This window comes from Mesorhizobium sp. M0227 (genome assembly GCF_040321855.1).
GTDB lineage: Bacteria > Pseudomonadota > Alphaproteobacteria > Rhizobiales > Rhizobiaceae > Mesorhizobium.
Map to the genome: position 1 here is coordinate 173,281 of NZ_JAMYSJ010000005.1, position 16,357 is coordinate 189,637.

General features: G+C 63.2%; 14 protein-coding genes. 4 read left to right on the plus strand and 10 right to left on the minus strand.

What is annotated here, in order from left to right:
• Nucleotides 1-84: 84 nt before the first annotated feature.
• The 5 genes from NKJ00_RS09750 to cysG form a co-directional block, all read right to left on the minus strand.
• Complete coding sequence (locus NKJ00_RS09750; protein ID WP_128303221.1) at nucleotides 85-618, minus strand: DUF934 domain-containing protein; 534 nt, start codon at nucleotides 616-618, stop codon at nucleotides 85-87.
• A 112-nt stretch (nucleotides 619-730) separates the two neighbouring features.
• Nucleotides 731-1,495: a phosphoadenylyl-sulfate reductase gene (locus NKJ00_RS09755; RefSeq protein ID WP_023812518.1), complete on the minus strand. Its 765-nt coding sequence runs from the start codon at nucleotides 1,493-1,495 to the stop codon at nucleotides 731-733.
• Complete coding sequence (locus tag NKJ00_RS09760) at nucleotides 1,470-3,140, minus strand: nitrite/sulfite reductase (protein WP_023812517.1); 1,671 nt, start codon at nucleotides 3,138-3,140, stop codon at nucleotides 1,470-1,472. The genes NKJ00_RS09755 and NKJ00_RS09760 overlap by 26 nt, the downstream gene beginning before the upstream one ends.
• 43 nt (nucleotides 3,141-3,183) lie before the next feature.
• Nucleotides 3,184-3,477 carry a DUF2849 domain-containing protein gene (locus tag NKJ00_RS09765; RefSeq protein WP_023812516.1) on the minus strand — a complete coding sequence of 98 codons (294 nt, stop codon included), beginning with the start codon at nucleotides 3,475-3,477 and terminating at the stop codon, nucleotides 3,184-3,186.
• Nucleotides 3,474-4,925 (minus strand): siroheme synthase CysG, encoded by a 1,452-nt coding sequence (gene cysG / locus NKJ00_RS09770; RefSeq protein ID WP_023812515.1) that lies wholly within the window; start codon nucleotides 4,923-4,925, stop codon nucleotides 3,474-3,476. Before cysG ends, NKJ00_RS09765 begins: the two co-directional genes overlap by 4 nt.
• Before the next feature lie 420 nt (nucleotides 4,926-5,345).
• Between cysG and NKJ00_RS09775 the strand changes: the two genes are divergently transcribed.
• Complete coding sequence (locus NKJ00_RS09775; protein WP_023812513.1) at nucleotides 5,346-5,795, plus strand: baeRF12 domain-containing protein; 450 nt, start codon at nucleotides 5,346-5,348, stop codon at nucleotides 5,793-5,795.
• A 223-nt stretch (nucleotides 5,796-6,018) separates the two neighbouring features.
• Nucleotides 6,019-7,815 carry a cation:proton antiporter domain-containing protein gene (locus NKJ00_RS09780; protein ID WP_352610164.1) on the plus strand — a complete coding sequence of 599 codons (1,797 nt, stop codon included), beginning with the start codon at nucleotides 6,019-6,021 and terminating at the stop codon, nucleotides 7,813-7,815.
• 70 nt (nucleotides 7,816-7,885) lie between these two features.
• Here NKJ00_RS09780 and NKJ00_RS09785 read toward each other — a convergent pair whose 3' ends face one another.
• Nucleotides 7,886-8,695 carry an AraC family transcriptional regulator gene (locus NKJ00_RS09785; RefSeq protein ID WP_352610161.1) on the minus strand — a complete coding sequence of 270 codons (810 nt, stop codon included), beginning with the start codon at nucleotides 8,693-8,695 and terminating at the stop codon, nucleotides 7,886-7,888.
• Nucleotides 8,696-8,812: 117 nt separating this feature from the next.
• Between NKJ00_RS09785 and NKJ00_RS09790 the strand changes: the two genes are divergently transcribed.
• Nucleotides 8,813-9,733, plus strand: a complete 921-nt coding sequence (locus NKJ00_RS09790) for a zinc-binding dehydrogenase (protein ID WP_352610160.1) — start codon at nucleotides 8,813-8,815, stop codon at nucleotides 9,731-9,733.
• 13 nt (nucleotides 9,734-9,746) lie between these two features.
• On the opposite strand, the gene NKJ00_RS09795 is transcribed toward NKJ00_RS09790, so the two are convergent.
• Nucleotides 9,747-10,499, minus strand: a complete 753-nt coding sequence (locus NKJ00_RS09795; protein WP_023812510.1) for an SDR family NAD(P)-dependent oxidoreductase — start codon at nucleotides 10,497-10,499, stop codon at nucleotides 9,747-9,749.
• A gap of 164 nt (nucleotides 10,500-10,663) precedes the next feature.
• Here NKJ00_RS09795 and NKJ00_RS09800 point away from each other — a divergent pair, with 164 nt between their 5' ends.
• Nucleotides 10,664-11,026: a nuclear transport factor 2 family protein gene (locus tag NKJ00_RS09800; RefSeq protein ID WP_352610157.1), complete on the plus strand. Its 363-nt coding sequence runs from the start codon at nucleotides 10,664-10,666 to the stop codon at nucleotides 11,024-11,026.
• 9 nt (nucleotides 11,027-11,035) lie between these two features.
• Here the strand turns inward: NKJ00_RS09800 and NKJ00_RS09805 are convergent, their stop codons facing one another.
• From NKJ00_RS09805 to NKJ00_RS09815, 3 genes are all read right to left on the minus strand, one after another.
• A complete protein-coding gene (locus NKJ00_RS09805) occupies nucleotides 11,036-13,297 on the minus strand; it encodes a transglycosylase domain-containing protein (protein ID WP_127296407.1) in 2,262 nt (753 codons plus the stop codon).
• A gap of 149 nt (nucleotides 13,298-13,446) precedes the next feature.
• Nucleotides 13,447-15,417 (minus strand): acyltransferase family protein, encoded by a 1,971-nt coding sequence (locus NKJ00_RS09810; RefSeq protein WP_352610154.1) that lies wholly within the window; start codon nucleotides 15,415-15,417, stop codon nucleotides 13,447-13,449.
• Between the two features lie 23 nt (nucleotides 15,418-15,440).
• A complete protein-coding gene (locus NKJ00_RS09815; protein WP_352610152.1) occupies nucleotides 15,441-16,355 on the minus strand; it encodes a hypothetical protein in 915 nt (304 codons plus the stop codon).
• Nucleotides 16,356-16,357: the final 2 nt, after the last annotated feature.

Genomic DNA, 16,357 nt, shown 5'->3' on the forward strand with positions numbered 1-16,357 from the left:
CGATCGTCCACGGATTTTCCATCCGGATGATCAAGAGAAGGCCTGAACACGACTGATGTAAAGACGCGCGGAATTACCGCAACGTCAGCTGCTGCGAACGCGCCGCCAGGAGTATTTCGGGCCTTTTGGTTCCGGCACGGCGGCTGGCTGGTAGTAGAGCCCCAATCCGCCGGTACGGTCCTCCTCCAGGCGCTTCAACAGCACCGGATTGGAAATCTCGAACTCGTCGAAGCCCAGCCGCAGCATATGCGGCAGCTGGTCCACCAGCACCTGGCCCGTGGCGCGAACGGCACCTTCGAAATGGTAGCGGCCGCGCAGCAGTTCTCCCTTGGAGAAGGAGCGGCCGTCGCTGAAGGCCGGGAAGGCCAATGCCACCAGCGACAGCTGGTCAAGCAGGTCGGCAATCTTCTCGAGCTGATCACCCGGCTGCAGCAGGACGCCGAGCCGTTCCTTGGCCGAGCGGCGCACCTCCGGATCCAGATCGAGGAAGACTTGCAACGGCAGGATGAAGCGGCCGTTGCCGGACAGCGCATCGGCGCTTTCGGCATGCGTCCACTCATCCTCGTGAAAACCCGCAGGGGTCCAGAGCCGGGTCTCCGGTGTCGTCGGTCCAGTCATAAAGATTCCTAAAGCCCCAAGATCCAGGTCCGCTGAAAGTCCATCCCACGCAAAGCCGGCGGCCTCCGGATGAAGGTTCGCCGTTCGCAGGCCGGCTGAATTTCAGCATACCCTATAGTGATGCGTCGGTCAGCGACTTCTCCAGCCCCGACAGGTGAATGCCGCACTCGGTCTTGGCATGACCGGCCCAGCGGCCGCTGCGCGCGTCCTCGCCCGGCTGCACCGGCTGCGTGCACGGGAAGCAGCCGATCGACAGATAGCCATAGGCGACCAGTGGATTTTCGCGCAGCGCATGCGCGCGCATGTAGTCGGCCTGGTCCGATGTCGTCCAATGCGCCAGCGGATTGATGCGGATGCGCGGACCGACCGCCTCGAACACCGGCAGCGCCGCCCGCGTCGCGGCCTGAAAACGCTTGCGGCCGGTGAGCCAGGCACGAAATGGCGCGACACCGCGCGCCAGCGGCTCCACCTTGCGCACGTCGCAGCAGGCGTCGGTGTTGCTCTGATGCAGATTGCCCGTCGGATCGATCCGTTCGAGTGCTGCTTCCTCGGGTTTGATCACCCTTATGTTGGTCAGCCCGAAATCGGCGGCGAGCGCGTCGCGATAGCCGAGCGTCTCCTCGAAATGCTTGCCGGTGTCGAGGAAGATGACCGGCAGTGTCCGGTCGATCTTGGCGATCATGTGCAGCAGCACAGCCGAATCCGCGCCGAACGACGACACCGCAGCGATCTCGTCAAGGAACAGTTCGCGGGCCGAGCGTTCGATGATCTCGAGCGGCTTCAGATGACCGTAGAGCGCATCGAGCCCCGCCGCTTTGGCGGCGATGCCGTCATCGACGTCTCCAATACGGTCAAGCGGCCTTGGCTTCGCCAGCATAGAGCGCCTCCTTGAACGGCGCGGGACCGACTCGGCGGTAGGCGTCGATGAATTTCTCTTGTGGGTCGAGCCGAAGGCCGAGATAGGTCTCGACGATCTGTTCGATGGCGTCGGTGATCTCTTCCGACGAGAAGCCGCGGCCGATGATCTCGCCGACCGAGGTGTTCTCGTCTGCCGAGCCGCCCAGCGTCACCTGATAGAGTTCGGAGCCCTTCTTCTCGACGCCGAGGATGCCGATGTGGCCGACATGGTGATGACCGCAGGCGTTGATGCAGCCGGAGATCTTCAGCTTCAGTTCGCCGATCTCGCGCTGCCGTTCCAGCGAGGCGAAGCGTTGCGAGATTTCCTGCGCGATCGGGATCGAGCGCGCCGTGGCCAGCGCGCAATAATCGAGGCCCGGGCAAGCGATGATGTCCGATATCAGGTTGGAGTTGGCTGTCGCCAGACCGATGCCGACCAGCGCATCATAGACCGCCTTGAGGTCGGCGCGGGCCACATGCGGCAGGATCAGGTTCTGCTCATGGCTGACACGCAGCTCGTCAAAGCCATATTTCTCGGCGATGTCGGCGATCGCTTCCATCTGGCTGTCCGAAGCGTCGCCGGGCACCTCGCCGATGCCCTTCAGCGAGATCGTCACCGCCGCATAGTCGGGATGGCGGTGCGTCACGACGTTCTGGTCGAGCCACTCCGAAAACCCCTTGGAATCGAGCCGCGCCAGCTTGACCGCCTGGTCGCCTTCCGGCCGCCCAGCGAGCACCGGTGGCGCGAAATAGGCCTCGATCGCGCGGATGTCGGCTTCCGGCAGCTTCAGCTCGGCGTCCTTCAACTCCAGCCACTCGGCCTCGACCTGACGGGTGATCTCCTCGACGCCGGTCTCATGGACGAGGATCTTGATGCGCGCCTTGTACTTGTTGTCCCGGCGGCCATAGAGGTTGTAAACGCGCAGGATCGCCGTGCAGTAAGACAAAAGATCGGCTTCCGGCAGGAAGTCGCGGATTTTCCGGGCAACCATCGGCGTGCGGCCCTGGCCGCCGCCGATATAGACGGCAAAACCGAGTTCGCCGGCGGCGTTCTTCTTCAGGTGCAGGCCGATGTCGTGGGTCTGAATGGCGGCGCGGTCGCGCTCGGCGCCCGTCACCGCGATCTTGAACTTGCGCGGCAGGAACGAGAATTCCGGATGCACCGACGACCACTGGCGCAGGATTTCCGCGTAGGGACGCGGATCGGCGACTTCGTCGGCGGCAGCGCCGGCGAAGTGGTCTGCGGTGACGTTGCGGATGCAATTGCCGCTGGTCTGGATGGCATGCATCTCAACGCTCGCGAGATCCGCCAGGATCGCCGGAATGTCAGACAGCGCCGGCCAGTTGAACTGGATGTTCTGGCGCGTGGTGAAATGGCCGTAGCCCTTGTCGTATTTGCGGGCGATGTGGCCAAGCATGCGCAACTGCTTGCCGTTCAGCGTGCCGTACGGCACCGCGATGCGCAGCATGTAAGCATGCAGTTGAAGATAGACGCCGTTCATCAGCCTCAATGGCCGGAACTGGTCCTCGGTGATCTCGCCGGCAAGACGACGCTGCACCTGGTCGCTGAACTCGGCAACGCGGGCCTGGACAAAATCGTGGTCGAACTCATCGTAACGGTACATGCTTGGTCTTTCAGGGCGCGTCCGCCCATGCCTGGTGTCTTGGTTATGCTGCCCGCGCAGCCTGCTTGCCGAGATCGTTGCGAATGGTCGGGCCGGCGGCGCGGATCTTCTCGCGTAGCCGCACCGGCTGGACGACGCCGTTGACGACTTCAGCGTCGATCAAATTGACGTCGACCACTTCGTTGGCGGCATAGGCCTTGGCGCCGGTCGCCTCGAGCCTGTCCTCGGCTGCCTTGTCATGGGCGAGGTCGGCATGGTCCACCGTCTCGGCCCAGCCGCCATCGGCGTACCAGACGGCAATACCGTCGGTGAGGCGGTTGGCGGTCAGTATCTTCATTGCTGAACTCCTTCGGCGACCGAACTGGACGCGCCTTCATGCCTGTGTGCCGCCAGCGGCTCGGACCGTTCAAAGTTGGCGCCGGCGACCGCATCGCCGATGATGGTCATGACCGGGCCGGAAAGATCGGCGCGCGTTTCCAGCGACGGCAGGTCGGCAAGCGTGCCGTGGAAGCGACGCCGGTTGGCGAGGCTGGCATTCTCGACCACGGCCACCGCCGTATCTGGCGACAGACCCGCCTCGATCAGCCGTCCGGCAACCTCGGCGGCCACCGAGCGGCCCATATAAACGGCGACGGTGGCGCCGGAAATGGCGAGCTTGGCCCAGTCGGGCAGCGAATTGCCCTTGAGGTCGTGGCCGGTGGTGAACACCATCGACGAGGAGACACCGCGCAAGGTCAGCGGCAGTTCGAAATCGGCGGCGGCGGCAAAGGCCGCGGTGACGCCCGGAACCACCTCATAGGCGATGCCGGCATCGCGAAGTGCCGCCATCTCTTCGCCGGCCCGGCCGAACACCAGCGGATCGCCTGACTTCAGCCGCACGACACGCTTGCCTTCACGGCCAAGCTCGACCAGCAGCGCATTGATCTCAGCCTGGCTCTTGGTGTGACAGCCCTTGCGCTTTCCGACCGGCAGACGCTCGGCATCGCGGCGACCCATGGCAACCACCGCCTCCGGCACCAGCGCGTCATGGACGATGACATCGGCTTCCATCAGCAGGCGGTGTGCGCGCAAGGTCAGAAGATCCTCGGCGCCCGGACCGGCACCGACCAGCGCGATGTGGCCGCGAGCCGGCGCATTCGAAAGCAGGAGATCGACGGCAGCATCATGCGCCTGCGAAAGCTGACCGATTTCAGCCGCGCGTGCAGGAGCACCAGTGAAGAAATCATTCCAGAAGCGGCGCCGGGCATTGCCTCTCGGCAGCAGCTTCTCGGCAGCCCCGCGAAACGAAGCGGCAAGCGTTGCCAGCGGCCCGAGCGACGGCGACAGCATACGGTCGATGCGGCCGCGCAGCATCTGCGCAAGCACCGGCCCGGCGCCTTCGGTGCCGATGGCGATGGCGACTGGCGCGCGGTTGACCAGCGCCGGGGTGAAGAAATCGCAAAGCTCAGGCCGATCGACGGCATTGACCGGAATGCTTAGGCGGCGCGCATCCGCAGCCACCCGACGGTCGAGTTCCTCGTCGCCGCTGGCGGCAAACACCATGATCGCGCCTTCGAGCTGCGATGCGTCGTAAGCGGCGGCAAAATGGCTCGCGCCGGCCTGGGCGACGAAGGCGAGCAGGTCAGGCTCGGCGTGTTCCGCGATAATCCGCAGGACCGCACTCGACTGTCCGATCAGCCGCGCCTTGGCCAGCGCCTCTTCGCCGCCGCCAACGATGGCCACAGCTTCGCCCTCGACCCGCATGAACACGGGGAAGGCATTGAGCTTGGGAGCAGTGTGCGACATGGACGCGAGCGGAATCCTGAATGAGCTTGCAGTTCTACGCGCGGGCGCGAGAAACCAGAAGGAACGCACTCGCGCATCCCTTATCGGGATGCAATTGCTTTTCTGAAAGCATCCCGGCCAAGAGAAAAATATTTCTCGTTTATAGATGGAGCGGATTCAAGCTGCTGTCGCAGGCCTTGTTTTCCGGGTCTTTTAGCGCCCAGGGAGAAAAGCCGCAAAACCGTTTTTTCTAAATTCTACCAAATTAGTAGATTAAAGCCGCGAACTCTGGATAGCCAGAATGTCCAACGCCGACGCGGCTGCCGACTGGAACATTAGTGGCTCGGGGCGCGTTCTCAAAAGGCCTGTCATATCGGATCGAAACCCCGGCTGCGGAACGCCACGAAAGGCCACCACGCGGCTGAAAAGGAGCCTGTCATCATGAACACAATCATACTCAAGCACGGTATCTGGGTCATGGTGGCCGATGGCGAGAAGGCGCTTTTCCTCCGAAACGCCGGCGACAACAAATATCCGAATCTCGAGGTGGTGCAGGAAATGCAGCAGGACAACCCGCCCACCCGCGAGCAAGGCAGTGACAGCCCGGGCCGATACAATGATGGTCCCTCCGTACACCGCAGCGCAGTCGAGGATACGGACTGGCACCGCATCGGCAAGGAGCGTTTCGCCGATGAAATCGCCGCCCGGCTCTACAAGCTCGCGCATGACGGCGAATTCAGCGAGATCGTGCTCGTCGCACCGCCGGTGGTGCTTGGGACAATGCGCAAAAAGCTGCACAAGGAGGTCGGGGACAAGGTGACCGCCGAAATTCCCAAGACATTGACCAACCATGCCATACCGGAAATCGAGGCCTTGCTGCAGGCAGCCTGATCATTGTCGATCGGCCCTGACCGATCGAGACGAATAGCACCGCACAAATTCCGATTTGACCGGCAGCTTTCTCAGCTGCCGGTCAAATATTTGCGGCAGCGCCGTCGATTTCATGGCTTTGCGGGTTGCATCGCCGACATACCATCCACCATATTGCAAACAGGCGGCGGCTTTGGGCGGCGCTCATCCAACATCGCTGTTTTTGAAAGGCGCTCCATAGACAATGCCGCATGACACGCCCCTTATCGCCACCATCGTCGCCGGTCTGGGGCTGGCTTTCGTCTTCGGGGCTCTCGCCAATCGCTTCCGCATTCCGCCGCTGGTCGGCTATCTCGTAGCCGGCGTGCTGGTCGGGCCGAACACGCCTGGCTTCGTCGCCGATGCCGGCCTTGCCAACGAACTGGCCGAAATCGGCGTCATCCTCCTGATGTTCGGCGTCGGGCTGCACTTCTCGCTGAAGGATCTGCTGTCGGTGCGTGCCATCGCCGTGCCGGGCGCCATCGTCCAGATCGGCTTCGCCACCGCACTTGGCGCCGGTCTTGCCTGGATGCTTGGCTGGTCGATGGGCGCGGGGCTGGTGTTCGGCCTGGCGCTGTCGGTGGCCTCGACCGTGGTGCTGCTGCGTGCCCTGCAGGAACGGCGGATGATCGAGACCGAGCGCGGCCGCATCGCCGTCGGCTGGCTGATCGTCGAGGATCTGGCCATGGTGCTGGCGCTGGTGCTGCTGCCGGCGCTCGCTGGCGTGCTCGGCGGTCAGGAGCAGGCTGACGCCCATGCGAGCGGCCTGCTGTCGCTGCCGGCCAGCTACGGCATCTGGGGCGTCGTCGGCATCACGCTGGCCAAGGTCGCCGCTTTCGTGATCGTCATGCTGGTGGTCGGCCGCCGGGTCATTCCCTGGATCCTGCATTACGTCGCCCATACCGGCTCGCGCGAACTGTTCCGGCTGGCGGTTTTGGCCATCGCGCTCGGCGTCGCCTTCGGTGCGGCAAAACTATTCGGTGTCTCGCTGGCGCTGGGCGCCTTCTTCGCCGGCATGATCATGAGCGAGTCCGAGCTCAGCCACCGCGCCGCCGAGGAATCGCTGCCGCTGCGCGATGCCTTCTCCGTGCTGTTCTTCGTCTCGGTCGGCATGCTGTTCGACCCGTTCAGCCTGATCAGCAATGGCTGGCCGATCCTGGCGACGCTGGCCATCATCGTCATTGGCAAATCACTGGCCGCATTCGCCATCGTTGTCGCCTTCGGCTATCCCATCGCCACGGCGCTGATAATTTCGGCAAGCCTTGCCCAGATCGGCGAATTCTCCTTCATTCTGGCTGAACTCGGCGTCGGGCTGAAGCTGCTGCCGGAACAGGGCCGCGACCTCATTCTGGCCGGTGCGATCCTGTCGATTGTCCTCAACCCGCTGATGTTCCTGGCCATCGACTGGATGAAGCCGTGGCTGGAACGGCGCGCCGCCAGGACGGCACCACCGGTCGAGGCAAAACCGGTTGGTCCGGCGACGGAGCCGGGCCAGGTAGCCTCTGTCGCGGCAACGACGAAAAAGGAGGACGGCCCGCCTCCAAAGACGGCACTCACCGGCCATGCTATCCTGATCGGCTACGGCCGTGTCGGTGGCCTGGTCGGCTCGGCGCTGAAAGACGCGGCAATGCCCTTCCTGGTCATCGAGGACGCCGACAAGACGCTGGCGAAATTGAAAGCGGACAGCATCGAGACCGTCGCCGGCAATGCGGCCAATGCCGAAGTGTTCGCCGCCGCCAATCCCGAAGGCGCCAGCCGGCTGATCCTTGCCATCCCCAATGCCTTCGAAGCCGGCCAGATCGTGCTCCGAGCCCGCACCGCCAACCCTGGCATCAACGTCATCGCTCGTGCCCATTCCGACGCCGAGGTCGAACATCTCAAGGGTTTGGGCGCCGATACGGTGATCATGGGTGAACGCGAGATTGCGCGCGGGATTGTGGAAGAAGTTCTCGGTCCCAAACCGGAGTTGAGGCGCGAAACCGCCGAGCCATCGGTGGCCTGAGTTCCAAAGCCCAGGCTGCACTCTCGCACGCTGGCACCGTGATCGGCTCGACCACCCTTTCAAGCGAGCATCACGCCACGAATGCAGAGCCGCCATTTTGCGCGATGCCACTGAGGTATTTGGCCGGCGGCTTCCCAAGCGCCTTCTTGAACATGGTGATGAAGGCCGTAACGGAACCATAGCCGAGATCGCCCGAGACCTGCTGGACACTTTTGCCGGAAGCCAGTTCCCGAATTGCAACGATCAAGTGCAATTGCTGGCGCCAGCGCCCGAAACTCAGCCCTGTCTCCTTTGCCACAAGGCGGGCGAGGCTGCTTTCGCTGAGCGCCACGCGATTGGCCCATTCCGCCAGTGTGCTGCGGTCGGCGGGATCCTGCGCCAACGCCTCGGCGATCCTGTTCAAGCGCGGCTCGGACGAGATCGGCAGGTGTAGCTGCTGGACAGCCATGCGTGGCAATTCGGTGAGCAGTATCTTGATCAAGAGTTCGCCCCTCGCCTCGTCGTCCTGCAGCCGATCGGAAAGCTCGATGATCAATTCGCGCAGCAGTGGCGAGATCGAAAGCGTGCAGCACCGCTCCGGCAGATCGGCGGCTCCCGGCTCTATGTAGACGAAAAAAATCCGGGCGTTGGCGGTTGCGACATTGCTGTGCTCCATGCCGCCGGGGATCCACACCCCGCAATGCGGCGGCACCATCCATAAACCGCTTGGGACGCGGCATGTGACGCCGCCTGCAAGCGCGAAAACGAGTTGGCCCTTGCGGTGCCAATGGGAGGGTACCTCCGCTCTGGTCTCTGGGATATCGACGCGCACGGCAATCGCAGGCGCGGAAAGGTCATCCACATCGAAATCGAGCCAGGGGTAGCTGAGGGGCTGTCTCATGATTGACAGTTTTTAGCGATCAATTGCTTTCATATCTAAATTATTCAAAGGCAAAAGTCGATAAGGTACACTTGCGAATGAGCGGTGCGACCGCCGCGCAGCCAGGAGGTATCAACCATGCTCGCCCTCGTCATCTCCTCCGACAGCGCGACCGGACTGAGGATCTCAGAGCTTGCCGAGCCTCAACCGGCCTCGAACGAGGCGCTTGTCTCGGTCCACGCGACCTCGTTGAATCGCGGCGAACTGCGCCTGCTCAGCATACGTCCGAACGGCTGGATACCCGGCCAGGACATCGGTGGGATCGTCGAACGGGCAGCAGCCGATGGCTCAGGACCGGCCGTTGGCGCCCGCGTCGCGGCTTTGGTCGATGAAGCCGGATGGGCGCAACGTGTCGCCGTTCCGACCGACCGTCTCGCCGTCCTGCCCGATGACGTCAGCTTTGCCGCCGCCGCCACGTTGCCAGTCGCGGGCACGACGGCGCTGAGGACTCTACGCCATGGCGGCGACCTGACCGGCCAGCAGGTGCTGATTACCGGTGCAAGCGGCGCGGTCGGCCGTTTCCAGGTCCAGCTTGCCCGCGAGCAGGGCGCCTCGGTGACGGCAATCGCCGCCGCCCGGCACGCCGAGGATCTCCGCGGCCTTGGAGCCGAGCAGGTTGTCGAAGCGATCGATCTGGCCGAGGGACCGTTCTCGCTGATCACGGAGTCGGTGGGCGGCAAAAGCCTCGCTCACGCGATCGAGCGCATCGCACCTGGCGGGACCATCGTCATGTTCGGTTCGAGCAGCGGCGAACTGACGCCCGTCGGATTCCGCCAGTTCGTTCCGGATCGTGAAGGAGCGAGGCTTCAGACTTTCGCGTACTACACGTCTGGTCCAGGCATTGGCGAGGACATCGCCTCGCTGCTCGCTCTGGTCGCAGCCGGCCGGCTCGAAACGCGCGTGGCCTTGACCGTGCCGTGGACAGACATCGCCCAAGTGCTGGACGCACTGCGACAGCGCAGCTTCAGCGGCAAGGCCGTTCTCACAATAACCGGATGAGCACCCTGATTTGTCACACATGCTGACCGCCATTGATGTGGATTTCCGAGCCGGTCACGTAGGACGCCTGCTGCGAACACAGGAAGAAGATGATGTCGGCGACTTCCGCCGTGGTGCCAAGGCGCCTGAGAGGGATGGTCTCGACGATCTTGTCAGTGCCCGGCGACAGGATCGCGGTGTCGATCTCGCCGGGCGCAATGGCATTGACGCGGATGCCGTGCGGGCCGAAATCATGTGCCATCTCGCGCGTCAGCGAGCCGAGTGCCGCTTTCGATGTGGCGTAGGCCGTGCCGGCGAAGGGATGCACGCGGGTTCCGGCGATCGAGGTTACGTTGACGATCGAGCCCTTGGCCGCCGCCAGTTCCTTGAACAGGCCGCGCGCCAGCATGATCGGCGCGAAGAAATTGACCTGGAACACGTCGCGCCAGACATGCATCGGCGTGTCGATCGAATCCATGCGGCTGTTGCCGTCCTTGAGCTTCGGCGAAATGCCGGCATTGTTGACCAGTGCATGCAGCTGGCCGCCATGCGCTTCCAGCCGGTGGCGGATTTCGGAGACGGCGATGCCGACATCCTCCTGATCGGCGAGATCGACCTTGATGTGGTCTTCCGGCCCGGCCGGCCACGGGCAATCCTCGGCGAAAGCCTGCCTGGAGCAGGTGATGACGCGCCAGCCCTCGCGCGAAAAACGCTTGACGGTGGCGTGGCCGATGCCGCGGCTGGCGCCGGTCAGCACGATGGTCTTTCTGGTGTCGAGTTCAGTCATTTCAAGGTCTCCGGCCGGCAGATGTAGCCGAACGCCGCCGAGGTGGCGAGAGGCCGAAATGTCACCATTCACGTCAAAGGAGGAACCGGGAAGCCAACTCGCCGTTGGTTCGGGAGTGCAGGACAAGGGTGCGGGGTTTCACATCAAATCAATCGGACAGAGCCATGACACAGACAGCACCCCTCGACATCGCCACGGCCTTCACCAAGGCGTGGACAGGCCACGACCTCGAAAAGCCAGCATCCTATGTCGCCGACGACGTCGTTTTTGATGGGCCGATGCAGCAATCGACCGGCAAGGCCCCCTACCTGAAGGGCCTGACCAAACTTTCACAGGATGTGACCGGTGTGCGCATGATCGCTGCTTTCGGCGACGATCACCAGGCGCTGCTGATGTATGACTTGATGACAAAGTCGTCCGGCGCGCTTTCCTGCGCCAAGCACCTTACCGTCCGCGATGGCAAGATTCACAGCGACAACCTGACCTTTGACAGCAAGAAATTGGGCAACGCCAAACCACGGAATTAGCGGATCGGATCAGCCGCCAAGGAGGTCGAGGATGGAGGTCTGCCGCTTTTTGCGCGGACCGCCGACGTCGCCTGGCGGCACCGGGTGCTTGATCGATGCGGTGGCGCCGTCATCCTCTGGCATGGAAAGGCCATCGGCATCTACGGTTTGGGCGGGACGGGCCGCGCGGGACGGCGCTTGGGCAACCGGCGCTGCTGGCCGCGCCGGAGCCTGCTGGCCGACCGACGTTGACGGAACCGGCGCCGTGTTGTTCGCCGAGGGTATCTCGTCGGGGACGAATGTGTCGGCCGGCGTCGATTTCCAGGTGCCGGGCAGTGGCCGCACCGGCACACCCTCGTGGGCCGCAACCATGAACTCGTGCCAGGCCTGCGCCGGCAGTGCGCCGCCGGTGACCTTCTTCATCGGGCTGCCATCGTCATTGCCGAACCACACACCGGTGGTGAGGTTGGCGGTGTAGCCCACGAACCAGGCGTCGCGCGAATTCTGACTGGTGCCGGTCTTGCCGGCCGATGGCCAGGCGAAAGCCGCTTTCCGGGCAGTGCCGATCTCAACCGTGCCCGTCATCATCGAGTTCATCATGCCCACGATCTCAGGCTTGACGACGCGCGGCGCGCTGCCGCCGCCGCTGTCGTAAAGCACCTTGCCCTCGGTGGTCGTCACGCGCCGGATGAAATGGATGTCGGGCTTGTAGCCGCCATTGGCAAAGGGGACATAGGCCGAGGTCAGCTCCAGCGGCGTCACTTCCGAAGTGCCGAGCGCGATCGAGGTGTTGGACTGCAGATCGGACTGGATGCCCATGCGGTGCGCCGCCTCGACGACCGCGTTCGGCCCGACCTCCATGGTCAGTTGCGCCGCCACCGAGTTCAGCGACTTGGCCAGCGCGGTGGCCAGCGTCACCTTGCCGAAATACTTGCCGCCGTAATTGTCGGGCGTCCAATTGCCGATCTTGATCGGCGCATCGTTGCGGATGCTGTCGGGCGTGCGACCGGCTTCGAGCGCGGCCATATAGACGAACGGCTTGAACGCCGAGCCCGGCTGGCGACGTGCCTCCGAAGCACGGTCGAACTGGCTCGTCGAATAGTCGTAGCCGCCGACCATGGCGCGCACCGCGCCGGAATCGTCGATCGACACCAGGGCGCCCTGGCTGACGTTGAGCTTCTTGCCGCTGTCGTCGATCAGCCTGCGGATCGATTGTTCGGCGAGCTTCTGCAGGTTCAGGTCGACGGTGCTGTCGATGACGATGTCGCCGCGTACGTCGCCGATCAGGTCGGGCAGTTCCTCCATGATGGTATCGGCGACGTAATTCTCCGAGCCGGTCCAGTAGGACGGCGCACGCGTTGCCGGCGCGCTCATTGCCGAGGTCAGTTCCTTGGCGCTGATCTTTCCCTCGTCGCGCATGGCGGCAAGCACCAGTTGCGAGCGTTCCTCGGCGGCCTTCGGATCGCGTGCCGGCGACAGCCGCGACGGCGCCTTCAACAGGCCGGCAAGCAATGCGGCTTCCGACAGGGTGACGTCACGCGCGCTCTTGCCGAAATAGCGGCGCGAGGCGGCCTCGACGCCATAGGCGCCGGAACCGAAATAGACCCGGTTGAGGTACATTTCGAGGATCTGGTCCTTGGTGTGCTTGTGCTCCAGCCACAGCGCCAGCAGCACTTCCTGCACCTTGCGCTCCAGCGTGCGGTCGGGTGTCAGGAACAGGTTCTTCGCCAATTGCTGGGTCAGCGTCGAACCGCCCTGCGAGAAATGCCCGCCAAGCACATTGGTGACCATGGCGCGAGAAAGCCCGATCGGGTCGATACCGAAATGCGAGTAGAAGCGCCGATCTTCAATAGCGATGACGGCTTCCGGGATATAGGGCGACATTTCATGCAGGCCGACGGCCTCGCCACCGCTCATGCCGCGATTGGCGAGCAATTGGCCATCTGCCGAAACGATCTTGATGTTGGGGGCGCGGTCGGGAATCGACCAGGTCGTCGCCGCCGGCATCTTGGCGCCATAGTAGACGACGATGCCGGCCACGCCGATGCCGCCCCAGATGGCCAGCACGAAGCACCAGTAGAACAGCCGGCCGAGCACACCGAACAGGCCGCGCCGGCTTCTGCCGCGCTTGGCCCGCGACGATTTCCCTTTGGCCGGCTTGCGTTTTGCGGAGGCTTTGCGATTGCTCGGCACGACGCGATCCTCCTCGTTCACCGAAAGACCCGCCGAGGACCGCGCCTGCGGCGGCCCCTCGAAACTGGGTTCGATGCGACTGTCCCTGCGGTTCGCCATGCGCTGTGCTTGATATCCCCGATGCCTATGGCGTTCGGGTTGAAGAGTAGATGCGGCGATTTAAGGGCGGGTTAAGTCGTGTCCGAATGCCGGCCTTGGCATTGGTCAACGATGTTGATGCGAAAAAGCCGCTACGCCTTGATATCTCGCTAGAGACCCGCCGCCTTCGCCAGATAGGGCGCCAGCGCCAGCGCATAGGTGGCCGTCATATGGTGATGGTCGCGCCAGACGATGATGTTGCCGACCACGGCCGAACAGCTGTTCTTGCCACATAAGGCATCGTTCATGTCAACGACGCGGACCCCCGGCAATGCCCCTGCGGCGAGGGCGAAGACGTCGCTCGTCTCCACCTCGTGTCGCGCGTTGACGCATTTGTCGGGATCGGCGGCCAGGCAATCACCGGGATCGAACTTGACGAAAGGCGTGTTCCGGATGGCGATAATGCGCACGCCGGCTCTGTTCAAGTCGCTCCAGATGCCGCGCAAACCGTCGATCATTGCTGGCTCCGGTGTGTCGGAATAGCGAGACTGGCTGGTGAACATCAGGTCTGGCCGCAATTTCCTGATCTCGGCGAGAACGTTGTCGCGCCATGTTGCGCAGGCCTCATACGGCTTACCGTCATCCGTCACCGCGGCAAGGGTGAAAGGGCATGCAGCCTTGGTGAAGGTGACCAGTTTCCACTTGCGGTCCCTGGCAATCTCGTCGATGGCCGGGATCCATTGTGCTGCGTGTGAATCGCCTGCGACGACAATGGTCCTGGTTCCCTGGGGATCGCCGAGCTGGCAGCCCACAGCTTGCGTGCTGTCCTGCTCCTGATGGCATTTCAGTCGATAGACGATCGGTACGTCACGCCTGAGTTTGCCGAGGGATGGCAGCAGTTCCACGTCGCGCGGAACCGAAGCGTTGGCAAGCAGCGCTGCCGGCCCTGGATAATTCGGTGTCCCGATCAGGGTGATATCGACGTCTTGCCTGTCGAGCGCATAGCCGAACCCACCCGACACCATCACGCAGACGGCAACGGCGGCAGTGGCATAGGCCAGAGGTTTCCGTTCCGTATCCGGCCGCGGCTGCCGGTAGCGCTGTTCGACATATCGGTAGGACAGGTCCGAGATTGCCAGCGTCAGGGCGATCAGCACGACACCTGCAAAGAGCCCGGCGGCGGGGCGATGCGCCGAATAGAAAACAACCAGCGGCCAATGCCAGAGGTAGATCGAATACGACCGGTCGCCGACATAGCAAAGGATGCTGGCGTCAAGTGCGCGAAACCGACCTAGTTTGATGCCGCCGGCGGCAATGATGAGCACCGTTCCCAGGGTCGGCAGCAACGCAAGAGCGCCAGGAAATGGCGTCGAGGCGGAAAGGAAAAGCGCTGAAAACCCGATAGCGCCAATACCGGTCATCGCCATTGCGGTGCGCAATGGCAGCCCTGCCCTGAACCGATGGACCGTCAGCGCCAGCAGGCCACCGAGCGCCAGCTCCCACAGACGGGTATGGGTTACGAAATAAGCGGCGGCCGGATCGCTCCGGGTGATGAGAACCGAGGCGATCAGCGATCCGGCAAAAACCGCGGTCAGCCCTACGAGGAATACGCCTTTCGCTGGCCGCCCGAGACGGCGCGCCAGCCAAAGGCCTGCCACCATCAGCAATGGCCAGACGATATAGAACTGCTCCTCGATCGATAGAGACCAGTAATGTTGTACCGGGCTCGCCGCCTCCTCGGCGCCGAGATAGTCGACCGCCTGCCAGGCAAGCCGCCAGTTCTGCACATAGAGCGCACTGGCAGCGACCTGGATCGCCGTCTCTTCCCAACGGGCCATGGACAGGAAGACCAGCGTTCCGGCGAGCGTGGCAAGAAGGGCCAGGATCGCAGTCGGCAGCAGTCGCCGCACTCGCCGCGAATAAAAGGCCATCAGCGAGATGCGACCATCGCGCAACGCCATGCGGGCAAGCAGACCGGTGATGAGATAGCCCGAGATGACGAAGAACACATCGACCCCGACATACCCACCAGGAAGAACCGCGGGCCAGATGTGGAAAACCACCACCAGGGCAACGGCAATGCCACGCAGCCCCTGGATTTCAGGCCGCAATGCAACAGGCCCCTCAGCGTTTTCTGTCAACACCACCCGCCTCAGACCTGATTTCAGATGGGCTCGAACTTCACATCCGGCTGGTCGGGACCGCCCGCTTGCCGCAACAGCGCGAGAATGTGTTCGCTCCTGTCAACCTGCTGTCGCCTCCAGTTCGAGGCGTTCGTTACATGCAGCCAGCCATCGACCACCATGAAAAAATCCTCGGATTGATCATGTCCAGCGCCGAAGCGAAGCGATTTGTTTTCAGCGAACCGAACCATCGCCGGGTCGATCGACCTGTAGAGCACCGGCCAGTTGCCGCCGCCGGAATCCATATGAAACTTGTAGCTCGGGGCGAAATCCAGCCGCCGTCGCAACAGGCTTCCATCGAAAAAACAGAAGCCGGGCCACAAAAACCAGCCGCCTGGTGTCGGCGTATCGCGCCGCACGCTGCCGTAGAGGCTCTTGCCCTCCATCCGGTCGCGGATCGAAAATGGTTCAGTTGGAAAGATGTCATGATCGATGAAGCCGAAAAGCTTCGGCCCGAACCCAGGCAAGAAATTCCGCACGATCCAGTTGAGCGCTTGACCGTGCGATCTGCTGACGACCAGCCTGTTCTTCGGCAATGCCACATAGGGAACATGCTGGCGACGGCAGAGATCGCGGATCGCTTGCCTCGCCTCGTCCTTCTTGCTGTTGTCGAAGACGATGTAGCTCTCGTGCTCGGCAACGTATCGGCGCACCAGGTGGATCTGCCATTCGATCATTTCGGGCCGGTTGAAGGCCACGGTGGCGACGACCGCACCGCGGAATACCTGCTCTTGCCCTTGCAATTCGCTGACCGGCGCGGATGTCCTCAGAAAGCGAAACACCCGCCAATGATAGCGCAACAGCGCCTCGCGCCTTGGCGGCCTGTTCAGCCTCTCCCATTCCGCGACGGTAATTCTGGGCGGATCGTCGTCTTCCGGCGCGTCGGAAGCCCCCATGT

Excerpts from the sequence above, each read along its gene's own strand:
- NKJ00_RS09750 (WP_128303221.1), bottom strand. The coding sequence starts at position 618 with ATGACTGGACCGACGACACCGGAGACCCGGCTCTGGACCCCTGCGGGT.
- NKJ00_RS09755 (WP_023812518.1), bottom strand. The coding sequence starts at position 1,495 with ATGCTGGCGAAGCCAAGGCCGCTTGACCGTATTGGAGACGTCGATGAC.
- NKJ00_RS09760 (WP_023812517.1), bottom strand. The coding sequence starts at position 3,140 with ATGTACCGTTACGATGAGTTCGACCACGATTTTGTCCAGGCCCGCGTT.
- NKJ00_RS09765 (WP_023812516.1), bottom strand. The coding sequence starts at position 3,477 with ATGAAGATACTGACCGCCAACCGCCTCACCGACGGTATTGCCGTCTGG.
- cysG (WP_023812515.1), bottom strand. The coding sequence starts at position 4,925 with ATGTCGCACACTGCTCCCAAGCTCAATGCCTTCCCCGTGTTCATGCGG.
- NKJ00_RS09775 (WP_023812513.1), top strand. The coding sequence starts at position 5,346 with ATGAACACAATCATACTCAAGCACGGTATCTGGGTCATGGTGGCCGAT.
- NKJ00_RS09780 (WP_352610164.1), top strand. The coding sequence starts at position 6,019 with ATGCCGCATGACACGCCCCTTATCGCCACCATCGTCGCCGGTCTGGGG.
- NKJ00_RS09785 (WP_352610161.1), bottom strand. The coding sequence starts at position 8,695 with ATGAGACAGCCCCTCAGCTACCCCTGGCTCGATTTCGATGTGGATGAC.
- NKJ00_RS09790 (WP_352610160.1), top strand. The coding sequence starts at position 8,813 with ATGCTCGCCCTCGTCATCTCCTCCGACAGCGCGACCGGACTGAGGATC.
- NKJ00_RS09795 (WP_023812510.1), bottom strand. The coding sequence starts at position 10,499 with ATGACTGAACTCGACACCAGAAAGACCATCGTGCTGACCGGCGCCAGC.
- NKJ00_RS09800 (WP_352610157.1), top strand. The coding sequence starts at position 10,664 with ATGACACAGACAGCACCCCTCGACATCGCCACGGCCTTCACCAAGGCG.
- NKJ00_RS09805 (WP_127296407.1), bottom strand. The coding sequence starts at position 13,297 with ATGGCGAACCGCAGGGACAGTCGCATCGAACCCAGTTTCGAGGGGCCG.
- NKJ00_RS09815 (WP_352610152.1), bottom strand. The coding sequence starts at position 16,355 with ATGGGGGCTTCCGACGCGCCGGAAGACGACGATCCGCCCAGAATTACC.